This window comes from Mesorhizobium vachelliae (assembly GCF_033977325.1).
Taxonomy (GTDB): Bacteria; Pseudomonadota; Alphaproteobacteria; order Rhizobiales; family Rhizobiaceae; genus Mesorhizobium; species Mesorhizobium vachelliae.
The window spans coordinates 60,345-79,481 of the sequence record NZ_JAVIIR010000013.1; the positions used below are offsets into that span (position 1 = coordinate 60,345).

Consider the following 19,137-nt stretch of genomic DNA (forward strand, 5'->3'; position numbering starts at 1 on the left):
GGCCGCACAGGCGCCTTAGCCCTTGAAATCGCTTCCGTCTTCAGCGCCGAGCTGCGGCACGACAATTGCTTCGAGGGGTGCGTCAAGCGTCCATTTGAGGCCGTCGGGCGAGCGCTCCAGGCTGGAGGAACCACTCAGCGATTGAGGTGCCACCCGCTGCAATACCACCGTACCGAAACCCTTGCGCTCACCAACGCCTTTGCGCTCGGGCGCCTTCCGTGCGGGTGCGACCGTGCCGGATATCTCATGCCAGAGAAGATGAAAGCGCCGCTGCGCCTCGGGGCCGGTCTCGACCTTCCAGGTGATTTCGATACGACCACCCTCCGAGGCCAACGCGCCATATTTGGACGAGTTGGTGCCGAGCTCGTGGAAGGCCATGCCGAGATTCTGCACGGCATTCGACTGCAGCGTCAGAAGCGGTCCGGAAAGCGAGATGCGGTCTTCATGGCCAAAGGGCTTCAAATGCTCCTGGACAAGGTCGAACAGACTGGCGCCGGCCCATTCCGAGGTGACCAGAAGGTCGTGCGAACGCGATAGCGCCATGATGCGAGCGCGAATCATTTCCTCGAACTCGCTGGGATCGGTCGAGCGCTTGCTGGTTTCCCTGACCATCGACAGGATCACCGCGAACTGGTTCTTCACGCGGTGGTTGACCTCGCGCATCAAGAGCCGGATGCGGCGCTCGCTTTCCTTGGCGGGGGTGATGTCGCGGGCGATCTGCGAAGCGCCGACGATCTCGCCCGCGCTGTTCTTGATCGGCGAGACGGTGATCGATACGGCGATCAGCGAACCGTCCTTGCGCTTGCGCGTCGTCTCCAGGCTCCCCACGCCCTCGCCCCGGCGGATGCGGCCGATGATTTCCGTCTCTTCGTTGTGCATATGCTCGGGGATCAAAACCAGAATCGACTGGCCGATGGCTTCCTCGGCGCTGTAGCCGAACATGCGCTCGGCCGCATGGTTCCAATCGGTAATGACGCTGTTGAGGTCCTTGCCGATGATGGCGTCGTAAGAGGAGTCGACGATCGCCGCGAGGCGCGCGTCGGCATCGGCATCCTGTCGGAAAATCCCCCCCGGATTGATCATACGCATTAATTAGGGCCAGCGGAAATTGGGACAATATCTCGGAGGGGTCGCATCTGCTTAAGGCTTCTGGTCGCTGGAATCATCGCCGACCTTCCTGTCCAGCGATATCACGCCGAAATCCTGCGACCTCGCGCCTGCGTCGGCGGTCAAAAACCCATCCGACGAAAGCCCTCGGCGCAGGAGTTCCCTTACCGCCGCCGATCGGCTCGGCATGCGCTTTTCGAAACGCCAATTTTCCAGCGCCGCCAACTCCTCATCGGTCAGCATGATTTGCAGCCTTTGCGGCCGCTCCAGTTCCGCCACACCAGCCTCCCCTTGAGACTACAATGCCACGAATGAGTAAGTGCCTCATTATGAGGGAAAGTAGGTTTGTCACCACAAAACGTCAAGAATGCACAAGTCGTGAAAAGTGGGCGAAGCTAACCGTACCAACCCTGTGGCGAAACCACATTTGATACCTTATACTAACTTATTGATTTATTTATGTCTTTTAAAATTTGTGTGTTGCTATTGGCCGGCGACGAGCGCATGGTGGCGGATGAGGGATAACCTCCGGGAAAGGAGGCATCCAATGCTACGAAGATTTTCCAATCGGCTGCGCGATGACGCCCATTGCAAGGTTCAGCACGCCTTGCGGACCAACGGCATCGTCAACATTATCCGATTGGCGGAAGAGATCAGGCTCAAGAACCTTGCCGAGAACATCGCCCGCGAGGACTTTGAAAACTTGGTGATGGAGATAGCACAGCTTTACGGGGCACCGATCGAGTTCGACGACCAAGCCCTAACGGCGCTCGACCTGCCGGAGGCCCTGGAGTCGGACAATCGCAACGATCTCGAAAAGATGCTGGACGTGCGCACGTTGGGCGGTGATGTCACGATCGACGTGCTTCATTTGAAGCGGTAGCGCCGCGCCCTTCGGGACGGACGACACGATCTCGCTCACCCTTTCTTCTGGCGCTTCGCGGCGATTTTCTTCGGCAGCGCCGCCGGAGCTTCGGCTTCCTGCGCCAGCCTGGCGGCGCGCAATCGCTCAGTTTTGGCGGCTCGCTCCTTTGCTTCCAGGTCCTGAATCTGCCGAGCGATGCGAGAGGTCGTATCGGTCTTGGCTTCCGTGCGGGATGGGACCGGTTTGAACAGGCCGGTATCCGGTAGCGACTTCATAGTTTTCTCCTTAATCAAAAAAGGCCGAGCACAGCTCGACCTTCTCCAATGCGCCTCCACGGCCGATGCCAGTACATCCGTGGTCAAAGGCCCCCGAGGCGCTGTGATCAGGCGGCTTGCAGATTCTCAGCGGAGCTTTTGCCGTTGCGGGCATCCTTCACGATGTCGAAGCTGACCTTCTGGCCCTCGACCAGAGAGCGCAGCCCTGCGCGCTCCACCGCCGATATATGAACGAACACATCGGGCTGGCCGCCGCCCTGCTCGATAAAACCGAAACCCTTAGTGGCATTGAAAAACTTCACAGTCCCAGAGCTCATTGCGATTTCCTTTCAAATCGACGTAAATTACCGCCGCTTAGCACCTGCCAAACGCCGTGTTCTTCGAAATTGAGAGGGAATATCGTCGGGCGCTCGGGCGCAAAAACAACGTTCGTTCAACAAGATCGATTGTTGATAGATAGCGCTTAATTCGGACATTCGCAAGGGATTCCGAAATAATACTCGTTGCACTAGAAGGAATGTCATGTGGCAATGGCGAGCGATTTCGCTCCTCGGCAACCTAGGCGCTGGCGTTCAATCCATGGAGCACCACAAGGCCGGTTTCATATCTGGCTGGAGAAAGCCGGCCTGATGTGCCTGCCATAGATTATCTTTCAGATCTGCTTCCTTGACCGACCTGGCGAGCGCGTTCGAGGCGGCGCGGCAGATGAACCCGTGCTCGCTTTCGTCCATCCGTTTCGTGAGCGCGTCGACGGCCGCGACAACGGATGAACTGAAGCCAGCCTGTTCGAGCCGCTCGAGGCTCCAGCCCTCGCCTTTGTCGACGACGTCATGCAGATAGGCGACGGTCCTTTCGTCCAGCGTCTCGACCGCGTCGGCAACGCGCCTCAGATGTTCGACATAGGGTCGTCCGGTCTTGTCCTTCTGCCCGCTATGGGCCTGCTCAGCGATCTTCGCTGCACGGTGAAGCATGATCCTTCCAGTTCTCGCAATGAAGCCCGCCCCGGCGAGGGACGGCCGAGGCGGGCTGCTCGGGTCTGAACCCGGTCCAATGGCGCACTTTGCGCGGGGGAGCGGGGCTGCGCGCCATCTGCATCCAGAACATCGGCGAACGCCGAATGTTCCCGCCGCACTTTGCGAAGTTTGAAGATGGGCGAATTTCGAGGATGGGCCGTTTGGCGCGCTTCGATATGGCGCGTCGACGACTGGTACAGCATGCAAGGCTAGAAGGGCGTTGCCTCACGGCAGCGCCCTTTGCGTGCGCCGTTCAAGATCGCGCGAGGCGGCCGCGTATCTCCATCTCGATCCCATGATCGAGCGGAGTGGGCAAATCGGCGGGCTTACCATGGCCGGGTTCCACCAGAGCAGCGGCATCACGGCGGAATTTTGCCAACGACACCGTGCGGCCCTGTTCCAGCCAACCGGAGGCGTGGAGGATGAAGCTCGCTCCGGAGGCCACCGCGGCCGAGAGCACCCTGCTCCCTTCAGCGCCGGACTGCGCATCGTCGATCTTGGCCGAGGTGATCGCGCCGTCGCCCCGCACCGGCACGCCGAGCCGCCTGCCCAGTTCGGCTGCGTAGAACTGGACGAGTTGCGAGGCCGGATCGCCGAAGTCAGGCAGCATCCGGCGCATATCGAACGGATAGGCGAGGATGCCCATCACCACCGGCGCGCCCGGACGCCAGAGCTGCGCCAGCGCAAGACCGGCAAGTACCTCCGCATAGCCCTGGATAAGCGCGCCCGCCACGGTGACGGGCGATGTCGCGCCCATCATCATGTAGGACGAGACCATGCTCGCCTCGCCCTTCAACGCGATCGCCCGCAGGCACTTCAGCGGGTTCGGCCAATAGGTGAGCGGCGGCGTGGCGTTGATCAGGTGGAGAAGGTTGCACTCACCGGCAGACGCCGGCCGCCCGACCGCGGCGGCGGTCAGGTCGATCACCGCCTCGGCGGCCGCCGGCGAAGCGATATTGCCCATGAACGGCTTGTCGGAGCGGCTGAGATGCGCAAGCAGCATCTCCAGCGGCCGCCGGTCTTCAGGGACGTCCTCCATGACGCAGATCATCTGCCCGGTGTTGGTGAGCCCCGGCGCGGCATGCGCGGCGGCAACAAGCTCGCCATAGATCTGTCGGCTGCCGGCCACCCTCGTCCCATCGTCGAGCACGACATTTGGCGCGCCGTAGATCGGCGCGAAGATGGGCGTTGCGCCACCGCCGACCGGCGTATCCCGTGCGGAACTCCTGCCGCGCAACAGGAACTTTGCCGGCGCATGCCGGCGTATGATGCGGCGCAGCTCGGCGCCGTCCAGGCGCACGACATCCCCGGTCGCCACGCCACCGGCCTGTTTGAGAACATCGATGGTCTGCGGATCGTCCAGGAAGCGGATGCCGGTTTCCTCGAGAACCCGGTCGGCCGCCTTCTCGATCGTCTCCAGCCCGGCCTCGTCGTGTTGGGGACGATAGGCCGCGGCAACAAAATCCGCCGCCGCGCGATATTCCCTTGGCCATGAAGCCGGCATGCAACTCCCCCGGCCGGCACAAAGGTTCGATGAGGCCGGCAGGCCGAAGTATCCGGATTCGGCTTGCCTTCGCGACGCTCCCGGCGCGCCACCTTGCGTCGCTTCCAGAAAGGCGCGCCCGCCGGGCGATCCGGCCACACCAGCCGCAATGCGTTCCTCGACATTTCGCGAGAGAAAAAGCGCCGAGTTATCAAATGTTAGCGCACTGTGTCTAACAACCCCATACCTCGTCAAACGCGCCTGTTTTGAATCACTTGTGACATCCCCTGTGACCGGGCCGCTCGGCCCGCTCATGGAAGACATGAATGCTTGAATCGCTTTTCCTGAATCTCGGCCAGCACGACAGCCTGTCGGATGATGAGCAATCCCTGCTCGGTAATTTGATGGCGGGCGAGCGCAGCTTCGCCGCCGGGCAGGACATCGTCGCTTCCGGATCGCGTCCGGCCTACAGCACGCTCATCCTCGACGGGCTCGCCGCGCGTTACAAGGTGCTTGCCGATGGCGGCCGGCAATTCACCTCGCTGCAGGTTCCAGGCGATTTCGTCGACCTCTATGCCTTTCTGCTGAAGACGATGGACCATGGCGTCATCGCGCTCTCGCCCTGCCGCGTTATCCTGGCCGACCATTCGAAGCTGCGCAGCATCACCGAGCGGGCGCCGCACCTGACGCGGCTCTTGTGGCTCGACACGCTGATCGACGGCGCCATCCACCGCGAATGGATCGTCGCCATGGGGCGGCGCTCGAAAGTCTCCCATCTGGCACATCTGTTCTGCGAGCTGTTCGTCAGGCTGCAGGTGGTGAAGCACACCAACGGCATGAGCTTCCATTTGCCCGTTTCGCAAGCCGAGCTCGCCGACGTGCTGGGCCTTTCGGTGGTGCATATGAACCGTGTCATCAGCGCGCTGCGCAACAGCGGCGTGATCGCCTGGGCGAACCATACAGTGACGATCCTCGACTGGCAGAAGCTGCAGCAGATCGCCGAGTTCGACCCGACCTATCTCTCGATGACGCGCGAGCCGCGCTGATCGCCGCTGTTATCAAATGTAATTTCGCCACCTCGCATTTCCGGCCAGACTGACCGTGCCGAGGAGCGCGAGGATTGAGGGTTTACCGCGTCGAGGAGATGGATGGCGAAACCGTCCTTGCATGCCACGCTGTCGAGGCGATGGCGCCCTTCGAGGCTGCCCAAAAGGTGCTCGGCGTTCAAGTGACGTTGCGCGGCGATGCCGACAACAAATGGATCCGGGTCGTCGAGCTGACCGACAAGCCGCCGACTCGGCTGCGCCCCGGCGTCTTCGAGTTCAAGGTTGTCGGCCACAGAAGTTAAAGCGACGCGGCTATGAAGGCCCTTGGCCCGCGATGCGACGGTGACGGTCATCGTGGAACCAATCTCCTGTCCGCCGATTACCTGATGTCTCTGTTAGTCATTGCTTATGTGATACGAAAAATGGACTCTCTCACGCAACTTGCAATGTTCATCCCACTCGCTTCGCTGACGGGTCGATGAGCGAAGCCGGTTCCCAAATCGAGCGAGAACAAAGCAACACGCTGGCGAAGGGTCCTTACCAGCGGTTCCTTCGCACGATCGGGCCTGGCTTCATCACCGGCGCTTCTGACGACGATCCGTCCGGCATCGGAACCTATAGCCAGGCGGGCGCCCAGCTCGGTTTCAATATCGGCTGGGTGATGCTGTTCACCTTCCCGCTGATGGCGGCAATCCAGGAGATCTCGGCTCGCATCGGCCGCACCACGGGCAAGGGTATTTCCGGCAATCTCAGCCGCCACTATCCGGCCGCGCTGCTTTATGTCGTGGTCGTTCTGCTCTTCGTTGCCAACGTCATCAACATCGGCGCCGATCTCAGCGCCATGGCGGATGCGCTGAACCTTCTCATCGGCGGACCGAGGCCGCTCTATGTCGTCGCCTTCGCAATCATCTGTGTCGGCGCGATCGTCTTTCTCGACTACACCCGCTATGTGAAAATCCTCAAATGGACCACGCTGAGCCTGTTCGCTTACGTCGTTGCCATGTTCGCCGCGAATGTACCCTGGGCCGATGCGGCGAAGGGGCTGCTCATTCCGCACATCGAATGGAGCGGCACCTTCTCCACCACGTTGCTCGCCATTCTCGGCACTACGATCTCGCCCTATCTGTTCTTCTGGCAGGCCTCGCAGGAAGTCGAGGAAGAGGAACTCAAGCCAGCCGCCGAGCCCCTGCGATGGGCGCCGTGGCAGGCGTCCAAGGCATTCCGGCGGATACGCGCCGACACACTGGTCGGAATGGCCTTCTCCAATCTGATCGGCGTCGCGATCATCTTCACTACGGCCGCGACACTCCACAAGGCGGGGGTGACGGACATTGCTTCGTCCACCGACGCTGCAAAGGCGCTGGAGCCAGCGGCCGGAAAATTTGCCTTCATCGTCTTCTCGGCCGGGATCATCGGCACCGGACTCCTGGCGGTGCCGGTGCTGGCAGGTTCAGCGGCTTTCGCTGTCGGCGAAGCTCTGCACTGGCCGGTCGGACTGCAGCGAAAGCCGAAGGAAGCGCTGGCGTTTTACGGAACGCTTGCAGCCGCAACCGCTCTTGGTAGCGGGATCATGTTCACCCCCATCGACCCGATCAAGGCGCTTTACTGGAGCGCCGTCATCAACGGCGTATGCGCCGTACCCGTGATGATCGTCATGATGCTGATGGCGTCCCGCAAGGATGTTATGGGAGAATTCCTGGTTCAAGGCTGGCTGCGCGGCCTGGGTTGGTTGTCGACGTTGATAATGGGAATGTCGTCTGTTGGCCTCATTGCCCAGTGGTTTTTGTGAGCGCCAGGCAGAATGAAGCGCCAGATGGCCTGACCCGATTCTTCGCAATAAAACGGCGGCCAAGCAGCCGCCGTTCGTTCCGTTGCGCGTGAGATCCGTCAGTTGGCCCCGCCGAGTTCCTTGGTCATCTTGCAGAAATTGTCGTGCGCCTTGGCGATCGCTTTGTCACCGCAGTCCTTCTTCATTGATGCCCGGTCTTCTGCGGTCATTGCCATCCAGGCTTTCTTGAATTCATCGCCCGATTTCATCGTCTTCATACCGGCATCGGTGAAGAAGGGCGACATTTTCGCCGGATCGTCGAGTGCCGACGTGCCGGTTGAGTTGCCTGCCAAGGCGGCACCGGTCATGATAGAGAACGCGATCGCGCTCATGCAAAGCATTTTGGTCGTCATTTGCCTGCTCCCTGCCATGGTTGAAATAATTGCCCAATGGAAGCGCGCCTCTCAGCAAAAAGTTCCGCAGGGAATGAAATAAGCTATGGCGAGAGATCATGATATCGCCGCTCAGCGTTCAAAAAACCCGCCTGATTCACAAACCTCGCGCGTCAATAACATGGTCCGGAACATTCACACCGTTGCAAAGTTCCTTGCGAAAGCATGACTGGGATCGAGCTTGGCCATGACCGACTTGTTGAAACTTCCGGCGACCTGCCGCAGTCTGTTTCGTGTAGTCGTCGAGACGCCGCGAGGGTCCGCGGCAAAGTTCGCCTATGAGCCGAAGACCGGCGTGTTTGAATATTCCCGGCCTCTTCCTGTGGGCAACACCTATCCCTACGATTGGGGCTTCGTGCCTTCGACGCTAGGCGACGACGGCGACCCGCTGGACGGTCTGGTCATTCACCAGGCGGCCGCGGCGCCGGGCGTCGTCATCAAGTGCGACCTGATGGGCGCATTGAGGGTGAAGCAGCGTGATCCGGGAGGTGCCAAGGTTCGTAACGACAGGTATATTTTCTACCCACACAAGGAAGACGCGCCGGATGAGCCGGTAGCCGCCGCCGACGTCCCACAGGATCTTCGCCGGGAAATAGAGCAATTCTTCCTGTCGTCGGTGCTGGGCACCGGCAAGAAAATCAAGCTGAAGGGCTGGCAGAACGCAGCCGAGGCCAAGGTTTCGCTGGCGAAGGGGATGAAATCCTTCAAGCGAAAATTCGCCGACCAGTGAACGGCGCATGCCTGTCTCCCGCCCTATCGTCAAGCGGGCGCCTTGACATCCCAGGGCGCAACCCAGTCGCCGGCGACCCGCAGCGCCACGCCGGCATCGTCCTCGATCACCCGGCAGACCGTCATCTCGCCGGCACCCTTGCCATAGCGGGCTTCGGCCTCCTTGAACCTGTCGTGTGTGGCTCGGGTGAGTTCGTTGCGGGTGCCCGTCTCGTTCATCAATTCCTCGATCAGGCCGAGGTCCTTCAGGCAGAGCGCCAGCGGGAACGAGGGGTCGTAATGCCCGGCGAAGATCGAGGGCACGTCATGCTGCATGACGAAGCTGTCGGCGGCGCCGCCTTTCATCACCGACCACCAGATTTCGGGTTCGAGACCCGCGAGCTTGGCGGTGACCATCGCTTCGCCGATCGCCGCGGCATGGATCTTCCAGAGCTGGTTGTTGACGAGCTTGGCGACATAGCCGTTGCCGTGCCTGCCGACCTTGCGCAGCTCGCCCATGGCCTCGATCACCGGCCGCACATGCTCGATGTCGGCATCCTCGCCGCCGACGAACATCGGCATGTCGCCGCGAATGGCGGCATCGACCGAACCGGTGACCGGCGCATCGATCGCTGCGCCACCCTTGTTCCCGAATTGCGTGCCGAGCGCTCGCATTAGATTGGGGCTACTTGTCGTGAGATCGATCCAGTATTTGCCTTGGCAGCCGGTTGACAGGAAGCCGTTGTCGCCGCGAACCACGGCGTCGATTTCCTTCGGCCCAAACACCATGGTCACGACCACGTCCGACCGGTCGAGCACGTCGGCTGGGCTGCTCGCCGCCCTGGCACCGCGTTCCAGCAATGGCTTCAGCGCTTCCGGCCTCACGTCGTAGACCACAAGGTCAAAGCCGGCGCGCGCCACGTTGAGCGCCGCATTGCGACCCATGGTGCCCAAGCCGATAAAGCCAACCTTCATGTGCCCTTCCTCCGACCCGGCCGCGACGCGCGACGACGCTCGCAGAGCTAGCCCAGGCCCGGGGTCTTCGTGACCAGGGAAAAATCTTGTCAGCTGCATAAGCCGGACTCATGCGTCGGTCCGGCCAACCGGCCCGAGGCGGCGCTGGTGCTCCGCCACGGTCAACAACAATTGATGCTTCGAGCTGCGTCGCCGCCTGAATTTCTTTCTGGAACAAGTTTGATCGGGCCGTGTTGGTGATGATCCAGCTCACCCAGGAGATGCGCACATGGCGACGACGAAAGCGGCCTCGAAGAAAGGCCTCAATGAACTTTTCCACGACACGTTGAAAGACATTTATTTCGCCGAGAAGAAAATTCTCGCCACACTGCCCAAGATGGCAAAGGCGGCGCAGGACGACGCCCTGAAGATGGCGTTCGAGAAGCATCGCGACCAGACGGAAGGGCACGTCGCGCGTCTTGAGGAGATCTTCGAGGTGATCGACAAGAAGCCGGTCGGCAAGACCTGCGCCGCCATCATGGGCATCACCGAGGAAGGCGCCGAGATCATGGATGAGTACAAGGGCTCGCCCTCGCTCGACGCCGGCCTGCTGGCCGCAGCCCAAGCCGTCGAGCACTACGAGATTTCGCGCTACGGTACCCTCAGAACCTGGGCGCAGGAACTCGGCCTGACCGGAGCCGTCAGCCTGCTCGACAAGACGCTGACCGAAGAGAAGGAAACGGACGCCGCACTCACCCAGCTTGCCGAATCTGCGGTGAACGTCGCCGCCGAAGCTGCCTAGCGGCGATCAGCGGGCGGCCGGATCTTCCTCGGTCCGGCTTCCGCCGAGCCCTGGCAAGTTGCCAGGGCTCGTTGCCGTCATTTCCCAGAGTACCACCCTCATGGAAAAAGCGTTCAACCGCATGGCGGCGGCCGTCGCTCATGCCACCGGCAGACTGTTGGCTTTTGGCCTATGCGTGGGGAGCTCTGGCGCCCGTTCTTGTAGCGACCGGGGAAGCTCTTGACGGTCAAAATCTACAAACCCATATCGCCGTTGGGTTTGGCCGCTGTCGGTCCCAAGCCCCCCTGAACTCAACTGTTCGTTCGATTGGAGGACCTTATGAACGATCGGATGTTTGACCGCCCTGTTTTCGTGAAGAGCGGAAACAGCCTCATCCAGGAAATCGCGTGCCTGGAAGATGCCCTGGAATTTCTCTACGCGTGGCCCAAGAACAGGCGTGGAACCATCTATGAAACGGCTCTTCGTGCCTGCCAGCGGGCATTCGACAGCGGCTATCCGCTGACTGCCGCCAGAGATGCCTTTTGCGGTTTCGCAAAGTCGGTCAAAATTCTTGAGGATGTGAGTATCCCCTTGCCATGGATGACCGGCAAAGGCAGCCGCGGCGGCGGACTCACTGCTTGAAAGTATCGCGGGGAGTTCGCGATGCTTTCCAAACCTTTCGAGAAACCCCTTCGCGTTTGGGTCGGACTGGGTTTTCCCCGGCAACTGAACACCGTCGTCGATGCCTATCAATTCGCGATCGACTGGTGCGGCAATAGCCCGGAGCAGAAAGCGGCTATCCGTGCCTGCAAGGCGGCTTTGGTTGGTGACGTCGAAGCGGAAACCGCGCGAGGCGTTTTCGCCGCATTCGCGCGCAAGAAGGATATCCTTGTCGAGGACGGAGCTATCCCTCCCGCCATCGGAAAAGCCCAGCCGTCACATCACCGATGACGATCGGGGCGCCCGCGCCTAATGCCGAGGGCGCCTCATTCCAAACCTATCTGCCTGGATAAATTGATGAGGAACCTTCGATGGCAGAACTAGCCATTAGAAAACCCGTCCATGAGGTCAACGCCGCCCGCTACGACAGCGATTGCCAAGAGGCGTTGGCTGGCTCTCTCGATGGCCTGCTAGCACAGGCTGAAGTTGCCGGCTGGGACAGGAACCGTGCTGCATCGGCATTAATGTACCTTGCTGCAAAGCGCCTCCACGCACGCGCCGAGAACTAGTGAGACCGCGAGCAGCGAACACCGCCTTGATGCCAAGCTGAGATGCGATGCAGCGTGTCGGGCCGCTGCTGTCGTGGACGGACATTGGCAAATGGAACCTCAATGCCGGTTGTCTGTTCCATCCGAAGGCGAGCCAACATGACCAGATCATCGCTTCATCTGCTCAAGGGGACAGGCTATCTGATCTCGACGGTGAGCGTGACCTTGCTGGCAGTGGTCAGTTGGGACAGCGCATCGAAAAGTCCGTTGCTGATGGCCTGTCTGCTTGGGGGAGCCGCAACCTCGATCATCGGCATGTTCTGCCGTTGGCTCTCCTACGAAATCGAGAAACGGCAGGAAGAGCGGCGGTAAGGCGTCCGGTATCAGTCTCCGCGGCGCATGACCCGCGTCATAAGCAAAGTGATCAGGCTGCTGAGGACAATCCATACGATGATCTCGCCGCCGGATGCCGTTGGACGAGGCGCCGCCGTGCCGACACCCCTAGCGTTGGCCAGCACCGTTGCTTCGGATACGGCTTCCCCGGCATGGCGCGGCGCAGCCCGGTCGCGTGTGTCTGCCACGACCGGCGCGAGGTCGCGCCGGCTGCCGCGCCGGACCGAATAGGCGCGCGTGATCTCGGCGCCGAAGAGGAAAATCTGCGCCGAGTAGTAGACCCAGACAAGCACGACCATCAGAGCGCCGGCGGCACCGTAGGAGGTGGCGATAGCGCTGGTGCCGATGTACCAGCCGATCAGCGACTTGCCGATGGTGAAGAGCAGCGCGGTCACCAGCGCGCCGACGCCGACATCGCGCCATTTGAGCGTGCGGTCCGGCAGGACCTTGTAGATCGCGGCGAAGAGCAGCGCGATCAGCACGAATGAGACGATCGTGTTGACGCCGCTGACGATCACGCCACCGAACGGCAGGCGCCGATTGATCAATGCGCCGAGCGCCGAGATCGCCGTGCTTGCCGCCAGCGACACCAGAAGCAGGAAGCCGAGCGCCGCGACGAGACCGAGGCTCGCCGCCCTCGCCCGCACCAAGCGCGAGAACGATACGCTGGTGGGGTTGACCTTCCAGATCTCGTTCAACGACTGCTGCATCTCGCCGAAGACGCCGGATGCAGTGATCAAAAGCGTGACCAGCCCGATCAAGGTGGCCAAAGTGCCTGACCAGCGATGCGAGGCGGTCTCGACGGTTGCCTTGAGAAGGTCCGCGCCCTGTGGCCCCATCACGCCCGATATCTCGGCCGAGAGAGCCAGTTGAGCGGCGTTGTTGCCGATGACGAAACCAGCGACGGCCACGACGATCAACAGGATCGGCGCCAACGAGGTCGTGGCGTAGAAAGCGATCGCCGCCCCGTGGCTCAGCGCATTGTCGTTGCTGTAGCCGGCGATACTTTCCTTCAGCAGTATCCAGCCTTCATCGACCCAGCCCGGCGCAGTTTCAGCCGTGACTTGGGAGCCGGCTTTAGTGGGTTGTGTCTGCTCTGCCATTTGGTGCCCAGCCCGATACGGAGCGGGCCGGGGTGGGACAAGAGCTCGACTGCCTTTTCGTTGGCCAGGGCGTGAAGCCGGAGAAACCAGCCCTGTTCTCTTTGCCACCAGGTCCGGCTGACGCGGCCCGCAAATCACAATCCGGGGCCGGCGCAATGGTTCCCCGATAAGCGCAGGTTGACGGCAGGCCCCCTAAAAAAATTGCCGGCGAATTTTGCACTGGGAACTCATAGACATATAATTAGCTGACTAAGTGATTCATGGGGGTGAATCGATGGCCAAGAAGAAGGACAGACAGGCTGGTTCGGGGATCGCGGCGGCCTCGCGCGCCGAGATCGATGAGGCGGCTTACTTCGCCCGCAAATGCGGCCTCACCCGCGACGAGGCATTGCAGATGATCCGCGAAGCCCACGGCTTGCCGGCCGTCAAGCCGGCTGAGAGCGGGAAGGGCAAGCACTGACACTCGGTTGACGATTACGGGGTCTCATTGGCCCGTCTGCGGCGGCACCTGACCCGGCTTGATCACCGGCATGTCGCTGCCGGTCGGCGGCGGCGTCGTCGCGTTCTTGTCGCCGGTCGGCGGCGGCTTGAGGACACCGCCGCAATTGCCGAGCTGTTTCGACAGTTCATCCGTATCGGCCTCTTGCTTCTGTTTCTGCTGCTGGTCGTTGGCGTCGGGCTTGGCCTGGCAGTTCTGCGTCTGCTGATCCTTCGGTTGCTCGTCCTGCTGCTGGTCGGTCTGCGCAGCCGCCGGCAGGGCCGGAATCAGAGCGAAGGCTGCGATGAGAAGCGCTTTCTTCATGGGATCCTCCTCGCTGCGTCGGATTTCGTTCGGCAGCTGGTCGGCATGGTGATCTCCTTTCAGGGGACAACGCATGTCGTCAGAAAAGGTTGGCCGGGTTCGTCGCGCCTTGCCGAGACGCCTTCGGCCTGCGTCAAAGTTAAATGCGGACGCCCGGCCGTGGTGCTAACGCTGCGTTATTGGGGGGACTCTCGAGGAGGAGTCCTATGGACGTTCGAACTTTTATCGGCAATCTCTCGGCCGCATTGCTGCGCCGACGTGCTGCCGCACCACCGGTCCCCGTCAGGGTGATCCGCGCCTCGCTCGCGGATGTGCCGCCCACGCCCCGCCCGCGGTCGCCGCATCGGCCAGCGCCACCGATCCGGCCCGCGAGCAACATGTAGTCTCCAAACCGCCGGGCGAATGCAACCGACTGGCCAAGTCATCGTTTACGGCCATTCCTAATCTTGTGGTGCACCATGAAATCCTTGCCTATGAATCCGCTCCTCGTCCTCGTCGCCGCTATGATCACGGCCGCGCCCTTTGTCGGCCTTGCCTGGCGGACGCGCGAATGGTTTGGATGGTGACAAGCCGATGAGCCGTTTCCTGCCGCTCACCATCCGCTTCGTCAGCGGCGGCACGATGGTGGTCACCACGGTCGCCGAGGCCAAGAAGGCGCTTGCAGGATCCTGGAAGAACAAGGAAGCGCCAGACTATCTCAAGGCGGCGCGGCTGGTGGACGACGCGATCGCGGGCACCTGCCGGCCGGCCATCGCTTTTGCCGCCTTCAAGAAGGCCGCCGCGCAGCAGGGGTTGCTGAAATCCGCGCAGCCAAGTGCGGCACTAACGATGCTGGACGAGCTCTCGTCGCGCTCCAAGAAGCCGCCTGGCTAGAGGCAGGCTGAGTTGGCGCTGAGCACGGACGCTTGCCAAGTGGTACAAGGACGAAACAGCACTTTCCGGGGGGCGGGCCAGCCCAGGGCTGGCCCGGCTCACGCCAGCATCAGGTAGAGCAGCGGCAAGGCCGTCAGGCCGACCGCCATTGCAATGAGCGTGGCGTGGCCGAGACGCTCCGCGCGCCTGGCTATGTCGGCGATCTCGTTCTCGTCGTTGATCACATCGAGGAACGAAAGATCGGCAAGGGTGGCACGTTGATTATCGTTGGCAGGCAGGCTTTCGGCGTCCTGCCGGGCGGGCTTTGCAGAGATACAGGTCAAAACGTCGTCTCACTCCGAAGCCGGTTAGGCGGCCTTTTTGCTGAAAGAACATTGGTGCCCGCCGAAATTGCGCGGGGCGATCGGCGAGCACCAGCACGGCCGGCGATGGAGGGGGCTTTCTCGACGGCCGCTCACCAATTCGCGGAGAGCACATTGGTTGCATAAGCCGGCCCAATGCCTTGGCTAAGTCGGACTTCAGTCTGAGGCGGGTCACGAAATGTTTCGGCCGGAACATCGAATGCCGGCACCTGTTCCCCTTATTCAAGGATGCCGAGCGCGTCCTTGAATTCACCCCGAAGAAAAATCCGAACCAACGGAGAATTCGATATGCCCAATCAAGGCGGAACCCACGAACAGCACGTCAAGGCCGGCCAGCAGAGCCACAAGAACCGCGACGAGCAACATCGCGGCAGCGGACAGCAGCAGGCCGAGGACCGCAACATGGGTCAGCGGGGCGCGGGCCAGCATAGGGGCGGCAGCGGCAACTTCGCCGAAGACCGACAGCGTGCCTCGGAAGCCGGTCGCAAGGGCGGCCAGCGCTGAGTTCAAATGGCGTCCGTGTCCTTCACGGACGCCATTTCATTTTGCCGCAAGCTCCAACCCCGATGGAACATCTCCCGCCCCCTCCAGTTCACCTAGCACCGGCTGCCGCAAACAGGCAGCCGCCCGATGTTCAATGGAGGCAAACCAATGTCCCTGCATACGCTTCATCCCGAACGTGTCGACGAAACCCGCATGCATGCCTATTCGACCTTCGGTCCTTTGCTGATCCATGCGCTGGCCCAGAAACTGGCGCACCGCCAGGGTATGCGCGAGTTGGACAAGCTCGAACAATCGCTTGTTCGCCTGGTCGAGGAGACCGACGTTACCGCTCCGCACGCCGAGGCGATGAAGGAGTTCGCGGTCGAGCTCGTCGTGTCGACGCTGCGCAACGTGCGCGAGCATCCAGACGCCAAGCATGACCTGGAGGAGACCGACGAACGGCGCACCGAGGGCCGTTCCGAGGATCAGAACACGCTGGAAGAGCAGTTGCAGTCGGGCCTCGAGGGCAGCTTTCCGGCAAGCGACCCGCCGGCGGTCGTGTCGACCGCGATCACCGGCAGCACGAAGAACATCGTCGGCACAGACGAGGTGCTGCGGCGTAAGAAGCAACCGCGCCGCAAGCAGTCGGAAACGGCAGGCTGACGGCAAGGAAATCGAAGGAGGTCCGCGATGACCCAGGCAAAGGACAATATCCCCCATCGTCCGGGCGCGGCCCATGCGCCGCGCAGGGGCAACCTGCCGACCGAGGGAGGCGACGATCCTGACGTTTGGTTCCTGGCGGAGAACACCGATCTGTCGCCAAAGCAGGCGCGCGAGCTGATCCGCGAGCATGGGCATGACCGCGGAAAGCTCTTGAAGATTGCAAGAACCATGAAGGCGGAGGGCTGACGGTGGGCGACAAGGCATCGGGCGGGCGATCCGCGGCCGCGCGTTCGGCGTCGGCCAAGAAGGCGGCTGCGTTGCGCAAGCGCAATGAGAGCCAGACATCCGCGATTGGCGAAATCGGCGGCGGCCGTCCTTTCTCGCCGTCACTATACGGGGAGAAATGCCCGGCAGGGCAATGAGGGGCAGAGCCGAACCCGCGAGTTTATCGTCGCGGCGCAAGCGCCGGCCCTCCGTTGCACGGGGAGAAGGGGAGAAGCCCTTACAGCGGCATCTCCGATGTCTGCTTGATCGTCTGGCTGGGCACATCCGTCTTGACGTTCTGCACGCCCTTGATGCGGCTCAGATGCTCCGACTGGAAGCGGCGGTAGTCGTCGATGCCGGCGGCGACGATCCGGACCATGGCGTCGCAATCGCCCAGCATCAGATAGCACTCCATCACTTCCGGGAATTTCGCCACCTCGGCGGCGAAATGCTCGATCGTGTCCTCGTCCTGCTGCTTCAGCCAGATGCGGGTGAAGAAGGTCTGGCCGCGGCCGATCTTGGTCGGGTTGAGCACCGCGACATAACGGTCGATGACGCCCGCCTCCTCCAAGAGCTTGACGCGCCGCAGGCAGGGCGACGGCGACAGGCCGACCTCCCTGGCAAGATCGTTGTTGGCCATGCGGCCGTCGCGCTGCAAGGCGCGCAGGATGCGCCTGTCGATCTCATCCAGTTTCATAGCTCACAATTCCAATCTTCTTCCTAATATCGCTATTCGGTGCCAAATTTTGACCGAAACATCGCATCTTCGCAACCCGATTGCGCCGCATTTCGGCTATGGTCCTGCCCCTGATAGCCAACAATCGACCCAGATAACCGACCCACATAACCGACCGGGAGAATGGCGGCCGCGAGGCCTCCGAAGGCAAAGCCATGAGCGTTTCCGAGATCACCCTCGCCGGGGAGCAAAGCAGCAACGGCCGCGGCGCCGAGTTCCGGCGCGGGCTTGCCGCCTCGACGCCGGTGCTGCTCGGCATCATCCCCTACGCGCTGGTGCTTGGCGCGCAGGCCGCGCAGAAGGGCCTTTCCGTCGTCGAGGTGCCGCTGATGACCGGCCTCAACTTCGCCGGCGGCTCCGAATTCGCCGCGATCCAGCTCTGGACCTCGCCGCCGCATATCCTGCTGATCGCCGGCATCACCTTCCTGGTCAACAGCCGGCATTTCCTGATGGGTGCCGCGCTTGCGCCCTTCATCAAGCACCTGCCGAAGCGGCAGGTCTTTCCAGCGCTGTTCCTGATGTGCGACGAGAGCTGGGCGGTTGGCCTGGCAGACGCGCAACGCCGTGCCGCCGGCGGCATGCGGCCGGCCTTCAGCCTGGCCTTTTATCTGGGCGCCGGGCTGCCCTTCTACCTCGCCTGGGTGGTGTTCACGGCCTGCGGCGCGGCGCTCGGCCCGGTGCTCGGCGACGTCGGGAAATACGGTTTCGCGATGGCCTTCCCGGCGGTCTTCCTGGTGCTGCTGCGCGGCATGTGGAAGGGCTTTGCCGCGGCCCGGCCCTGGCTGGTCAGCCTGGCGGTGGCGGCGATCACCTATCTTGTCCTGCCCGGCGCCTGGTACGTGGCCGCCGGCGCCCTGTCCGGCCTTCTCGCCGCCTGGTTTCTGGCAGGTGACAAATGATCGATCCTGTGACCGTGCTCGCCATCCTGGCGATGGCCGGGGTGACATATCTGACCCGCATCGGCGGTTATGTGGTGCTGAGGAACAGGGCACTCAGCCCACGCGCGACGGCGGTGATGGAGGCCGCGCCCGGCTGCGTGCTGATCTCGGTGATCGCGCCGGACTTCGTCTCGAAGAACCCGGCCGACCTCGCGGCGCTGGCCATCACCATCCTCGCCGCGACAAGGCTGTCGATGCTGCCGACGGTGGTGATCGGGGTTGGCTCGGCGGGAGCGTTGAGGTGGCTGATCGGCTAGCAGGCCTCAGCCGCCGTAGAGTCCCAGCTCGTCCGGCTGGACCGAAGCGACGTCGCCTCCGCCCTGTCCGCCCTCATGCTGCTTCAGCGCGGCATCCAGCCTTTCGCTGTTGCTGCCTTGCGGATCGGCTATGGCATTGAGAAGCGTATCGAGAGAAACGCCAAGTTGATCCAGCCCAAGTTGTCTCTCGACCTCGACGACCGCGGACGGAGATTGCCCCTTCAACGCTTCGACGGCGTTCTTGATCGCCGACCCATAGGAAGACACGGACTCATAGCCGGCCTGATCGACGCCAAACTCCTTCCCAGCGCGCTCCATCAGCCGGACCTTGATGGCTGTGATGTTGAGGTTCTCGACGCTGAACATGGATGGCGATACTGCGGGCTCGACCTGTATCAGCGGTGAAGTCGCGGCCCTGGAGGCGATGCCGATGCTTGCCGCCGCCCTGGGAGTCGACGGCAGGCGTTGCTGCTGCAGGATCACAAGCGTGGTGCTGTTGAGCGGTGAAGACATTGCCGGTCTCGCAGGCGCCCGTCCATCATGGTTCGGACGCCGGGCGGTCGGCCCAAGACATCATGTCCGGAGCGGAACAGTTCGCAGGCA

The 19,137-nt window shown here is 62.1% G+C and carries 30 protein-coding genes; 16 read left to right on the top strand and 14 right to left on the bottom strand.

Annotated features, from left to right (window positions below; genetic code table 11):
- Positions 1-15: 15 nt before the first annotated feature.
- Both RFM41_RS24660 and RFM41_RS24665 read right to left on the bottom strand, forming a co-directional pair.
- A complete protein-coding gene (locus RFM41_RS24660) occupies positions 16-1,083 on the bottom strand; it encodes a sensor histidine kinase (protein ID WP_430691557.1) in 1,068 nt (355 codons plus the stop codon).
- A 57-nt stretch (positions 1,084-1,140) separates the two neighbouring features.
- A complete protein-coding gene (locus tag RFM41_RS24665) occupies positions 1,141-1,386 on the bottom strand; it encodes a hypothetical protein (RefSeq protein WP_320251770.1) in 246 nt (81 codons plus the stop codon).
- Positions 1,387-1,654: 268 nt separating this feature from the next.
- Here RFM41_RS24665 and RFM41_RS24670 point away from each other — a divergent pair, with 268 nt between their 5' ends.
- Entirely contained in the window at positions 1,655-1,990 is a 336-nt protein-coding gene (locus RFM41_RS24670; RefSeq protein WP_320251771.1) for a hypothetical protein, read from the top strand.
- 35 nt (positions 1,991-2,025) lie between these two features.
- Here the strand turns inward: RFM41_RS24670 and RFM41_RS24675 are convergent, their stop codons facing one another.
- The 4 genes from RFM41_RS24675 to RFM41_RS24690 form a co-directional block, all read right to left on the bottom strand.
- Positions 2,026-2,247 (bottom strand): hypothetical protein, encoded by a 222-nt coding sequence (locus RFM41_RS24675; protein ID WP_320251773.1) that lies wholly within the window; start codon positions 2,245-2,247, stop codon positions 2,026-2,028.
- Positions 2,248-2,354: 107 nt separating this feature from the next.
- Positions 2,355-2,564 (bottom strand): cold-shock protein, encoded by a 210-nt coding sequence (locus tag RFM41_RS24680; protein WP_040980758.1) that lies wholly within the window; start codon positions 2,562-2,564, stop codon positions 2,355-2,357.
- A 255-nt stretch (positions 2,565-2,819) separates the two neighbouring features.
- On the bottom strand, positions 2,820-3,218 hold the full coding sequence (locus RFM41_RS24685) for an HD domain-containing protein (RefSeq protein WP_320251776.1): 399 nt from the start codon (positions 3,216-3,218) through the stop codon (positions 2,820-2,822).
- A gap of 295 nt (positions 3,219-3,513) precedes the next feature.
- Positions 3,514-4,764, bottom strand: a complete 1,251-nt coding sequence (locus RFM41_RS24690; RefSeq protein WP_320251778.1) for a trimethylamine methyltransferase family protein — start codon at positions 4,762-4,764, stop codon at positions 3,514-3,516.
- Positions 4,765-5,069: 305 nt separating this feature from the next.
- Between RFM41_RS24690 and RFM41_RS24695 the strand changes: the two genes are divergently transcribed.
- Entirely contained in the window at positions 5,070-5,789 is a 720-nt protein-coding gene (locus RFM41_RS24695) for a Crp/Fnr family transcriptional regulator (protein ID WP_127237977.1), read from the top strand.
- Here the strand turns inward: RFM41_RS24695 and RFM41_RS24700 are convergent.
- Positions 5,759-6,142, bottom strand: coding sequence for a hypothetical protein (locus tag RFM41_RS24700; protein ID WP_320251781.1), 384 nt, complete (start codon positions 6,140-6,142; stop codon positions 5,759-5,761). The two genes, RFM41_RS24695 and RFM41_RS24700, sit on opposite strands and share 31 nt — an antisense overlap.
- Positions 6,143-6,267: 125 nt before the next feature.
- Between RFM41_RS24700 and RFM41_RS24705 the strand changes: the two genes are divergently transcribed.
- The gene (locus tag RFM41_RS24705) at positions 6,268-7,578 is read left to right on the top strand and encodes an Nramp family divalent metal transporter (RefSeq protein WP_320251782.1); all 1,311 of its coding nucleotides are present in this window, start codon (positions 6,268-6,270) and stop codon (positions 7,576-7,578) included.
- Positions 7,579-7,676: 98 nt separating this feature from the next.
- Here RFM41_RS24705 and RFM41_RS24710 read toward each other — a convergent pair whose 3' ends face one another.
- On the bottom strand, positions 7,677-7,970 hold the full coding sequence (locus RFM41_RS24710) for a hypothetical protein (protein WP_320251783.1): 294 nt from the start codon (positions 7,968-7,970) through the stop codon (positions 7,677-7,679).
- A gap of 226 nt (positions 7,971-8,196) precedes the next feature.
- Here RFM41_RS24710 and RFM41_RS24715 point away from each other — a divergent pair, with 226 nt between their 5' ends.
- Positions 8,197-8,739, top strand: coding sequence for an inorganic diphosphatase (locus RFM41_RS24715; RefSeq protein WP_320251784.1), 543 nt, complete (start codon positions 8,197-8,199; stop codon positions 8,737-8,739).
- 29 nt (positions 8,740-8,768) lie between these two features.
- Here RFM41_RS24715 and RFM41_RS24720 read toward each other — a convergent pair whose 3' ends face one another.
- Positions 8,769-9,791 (bottom strand): NAD(P)-dependent oxidoreductase, encoded by a 1,023-nt coding sequence (locus RFM41_RS24720; RefSeq protein ID WP_320251785.1) that lies wholly within the window; start codon positions 9,789-9,791, stop codon positions 8,769-8,771.
- A 169-nt stretch (positions 9,792-9,960) separates the two neighbouring features.
- On the opposite strand from RFM41_RS24720, the gene RFM41_RS24725 reads away from it, so the two are divergent.
- From RFM41_RS24725 to RFM41_RS24745, 5 genes are all read left to right on the top strand, one after another.
- Positions 9,961-10,473, top strand: coding sequence for a YciE/YciF ferroxidase family protein (locus RFM41_RS24725; RefSeq protein ID WP_320251786.1), 513 nt, complete (start codon positions 9,961-9,963; stop codon positions 10,471-10,473).
- Between the two features lie 318 nt (positions 10,474-10,791).
- The gene (locus tag RFM41_RS24730; RefSeq protein ID WP_320251788.1) at positions 10,792-11,094 is read left to right on the top strand and encodes a DUF982 domain-containing protein; all 303 of its coding nucleotides are present in this window, start codon (positions 10,792-10,794) and stop codon (positions 11,092-11,094) included.
- Between the two features lie 21 nt (positions 11,095-11,115).
- Positions 11,116-11,403, top strand: coding sequence for a DUF982 domain-containing protein (locus RFM41_RS24735; protein WP_320251790.1), 288 nt, complete (start codon positions 11,116-11,118; stop codon positions 11,401-11,403).
- Positions 11,404-11,483: 80 nt separating this feature from the next.
- On the top strand, positions 11,484-11,681 hold the full coding sequence (locus RFM41_RS24740) for a hypothetical protein (protein ID WP_320251792.1): 198 nt from the start codon (positions 11,484-11,486) through the stop codon (positions 11,679-11,681).
- 138 nt (positions 11,682-11,819) lie between these two features.
- Complete coding sequence (locus RFM41_RS24745; RefSeq protein ID WP_320251794.1) at positions 11,820-12,032, top strand: hypothetical protein; 213 nt, start codon at positions 11,820-11,822, stop codon at positions 12,030-12,032.
- Between the two features lie 11 nt (positions 12,033-12,043).
- On the opposite strand, the gene RFM41_RS24750 is transcribed toward RFM41_RS24745, so the two are convergent.
- Positions 12,044-13,156 carry a YihY/virulence factor BrkB family protein gene (locus RFM41_RS24750; RefSeq protein WP_320251796.1) on the bottom strand — a complete coding sequence of 371 codons (1,113 nt, stop codon included), beginning with the start codon at positions 13,154-13,156 and terminating at the stop codon, positions 12,044-12,046.
- 274 nt (positions 13,157-13,430) lie between these two features.
- On the opposite strand from RFM41_RS24750, the gene RFM41_RS24755 reads away from it, so the two are divergent.
- Positions 13,431-13,616, top strand: a complete 186-nt coding sequence (locus RFM41_RS24755) for a hypothetical protein (protein WP_320251797.1) — start codon at positions 13,431-13,433, stop codon at positions 13,614-13,616.
- Positions 13,617-13,640: 24 nt separating this feature from the next.
- Here RFM41_RS24755 and RFM41_RS24760 read toward each other — a convergent pair whose 3' ends face one another.
- A complete protein-coding gene (locus tag RFM41_RS24760) occupies positions 13,641-13,958 on the bottom strand; it encodes a hypothetical protein (protein WP_320251798.1) in 318 nt (105 codons plus the stop codon).
- Positions 13,959-14,531: 573 nt separating this feature from the next.
- Between RFM41_RS24760 and RFM41_RS24765 the strand changes: the two genes are divergently transcribed.
- The gene (locus RFM41_RS24765; protein ID WP_320251800.1) at positions 14,532-14,831 is read left to right on the top strand and encodes a DUF982 domain-containing protein; all 300 of its coding nucleotides are present in this window, start codon (positions 14,532-14,534) and stop codon (positions 14,829-14,831) included.
- A gap of 98 nt (positions 14,832-14,929) precedes the next feature.
- On the opposite strand, the gene RFM41_RS24770 is transcribed toward RFM41_RS24765, so the two are convergent.
- Entirely contained in the window at positions 14,930-15,154 is a 225-nt protein-coding gene (locus tag RFM41_RS24770) for a hypothetical protein (protein WP_320251802.1), read from the bottom strand.
- Between the two features lie 327 nt (positions 15,155-15,481).
- On the opposite strand from RFM41_RS24770, the gene RFM41_RS34140 reads away from it, so the two are divergent.
- The 3 genes from RFM41_RS34140 (at position 15,482) to RFM41_RS24785 (ending at position 16,585) form a co-directional block, all read left to right on the top strand.
- Positions 15,482-15,697: a KGG domain-containing protein gene (locus RFM41_RS34140; protein ID WP_347344041.1), complete on the top strand. Its 216-nt coding sequence runs from the start codon at positions 15,482-15,484 to the stop codon at positions 15,695-15,697.
- Between the two features lie 147 nt (positions 15,698-15,844).
- Positions 15,845-16,339 (top strand): hypothetical protein, encoded by a 495-nt coding sequence (locus RFM41_RS24780; protein ID WP_320251805.1) that lies wholly within the window; start codon positions 15,845-15,847, stop codon positions 16,337-16,339.
- Between the two features lie 27 nt (positions 16,340-16,366).
- Positions 16,367-16,585, top strand: coding sequence for a hypothetical protein (locus RFM41_RS24785; protein WP_320251806.1), 219 nt, complete (start codon positions 16,367-16,369; stop codon positions 16,583-16,585).
- A 256-nt stretch (positions 16,586-16,841) separates the two neighbouring features.
- On the opposite strand, the gene RFM41_RS24795 is transcribed toward RFM41_RS24785, so the two are convergent.
- The gene (locus tag RFM41_RS24795; RefSeq protein WP_320251807.1) at positions 16,842-17,300 is read right to left on the bottom strand and encodes an Lrp/AsnC family transcriptional regulator; all 459 of its coding nucleotides are present in this window, start codon (positions 17,298-17,300) and stop codon (positions 16,842-16,844) included.
- A gap of 194 nt (positions 17,301-17,494) precedes the next feature.
- Between RFM41_RS24795 and RFM41_RS24800 the strand changes: the two genes are divergently transcribed.
- Entirely contained in the window at positions 17,495-18,238 is a 744-nt protein-coding gene (locus RFM41_RS24800; RefSeq protein ID WP_320251808.1) for an AzlC family ABC transporter permease, read from the top strand.
- Positions 18,235-18,534, top strand: coding sequence for an AzlD family protein (locus tag RFM41_RS24805; protein WP_320251809.1), 300 nt, complete (start codon positions 18,235-18,237; stop codon positions 18,532-18,534). Before RFM41_RS24800 ends, RFM41_RS24805 begins: the two co-directional genes overlap by 4 nt.
- Before the next feature lie 6 nt (positions 18,535-18,540).
- Here the strand turns inward: RFM41_RS24805 and RFM41_RS24810 are convergent, their stop codons facing one another.
- Positions 18,541-19,017, bottom strand: coding sequence for a hypothetical protein (locus RFM41_RS24810; RefSeq protein WP_320251811.1), 477 nt, complete (start codon positions 19,015-19,017; stop codon positions 18,541-18,543).
- Positions 19,018-19,137: the final 120 nt, after the last annotated feature.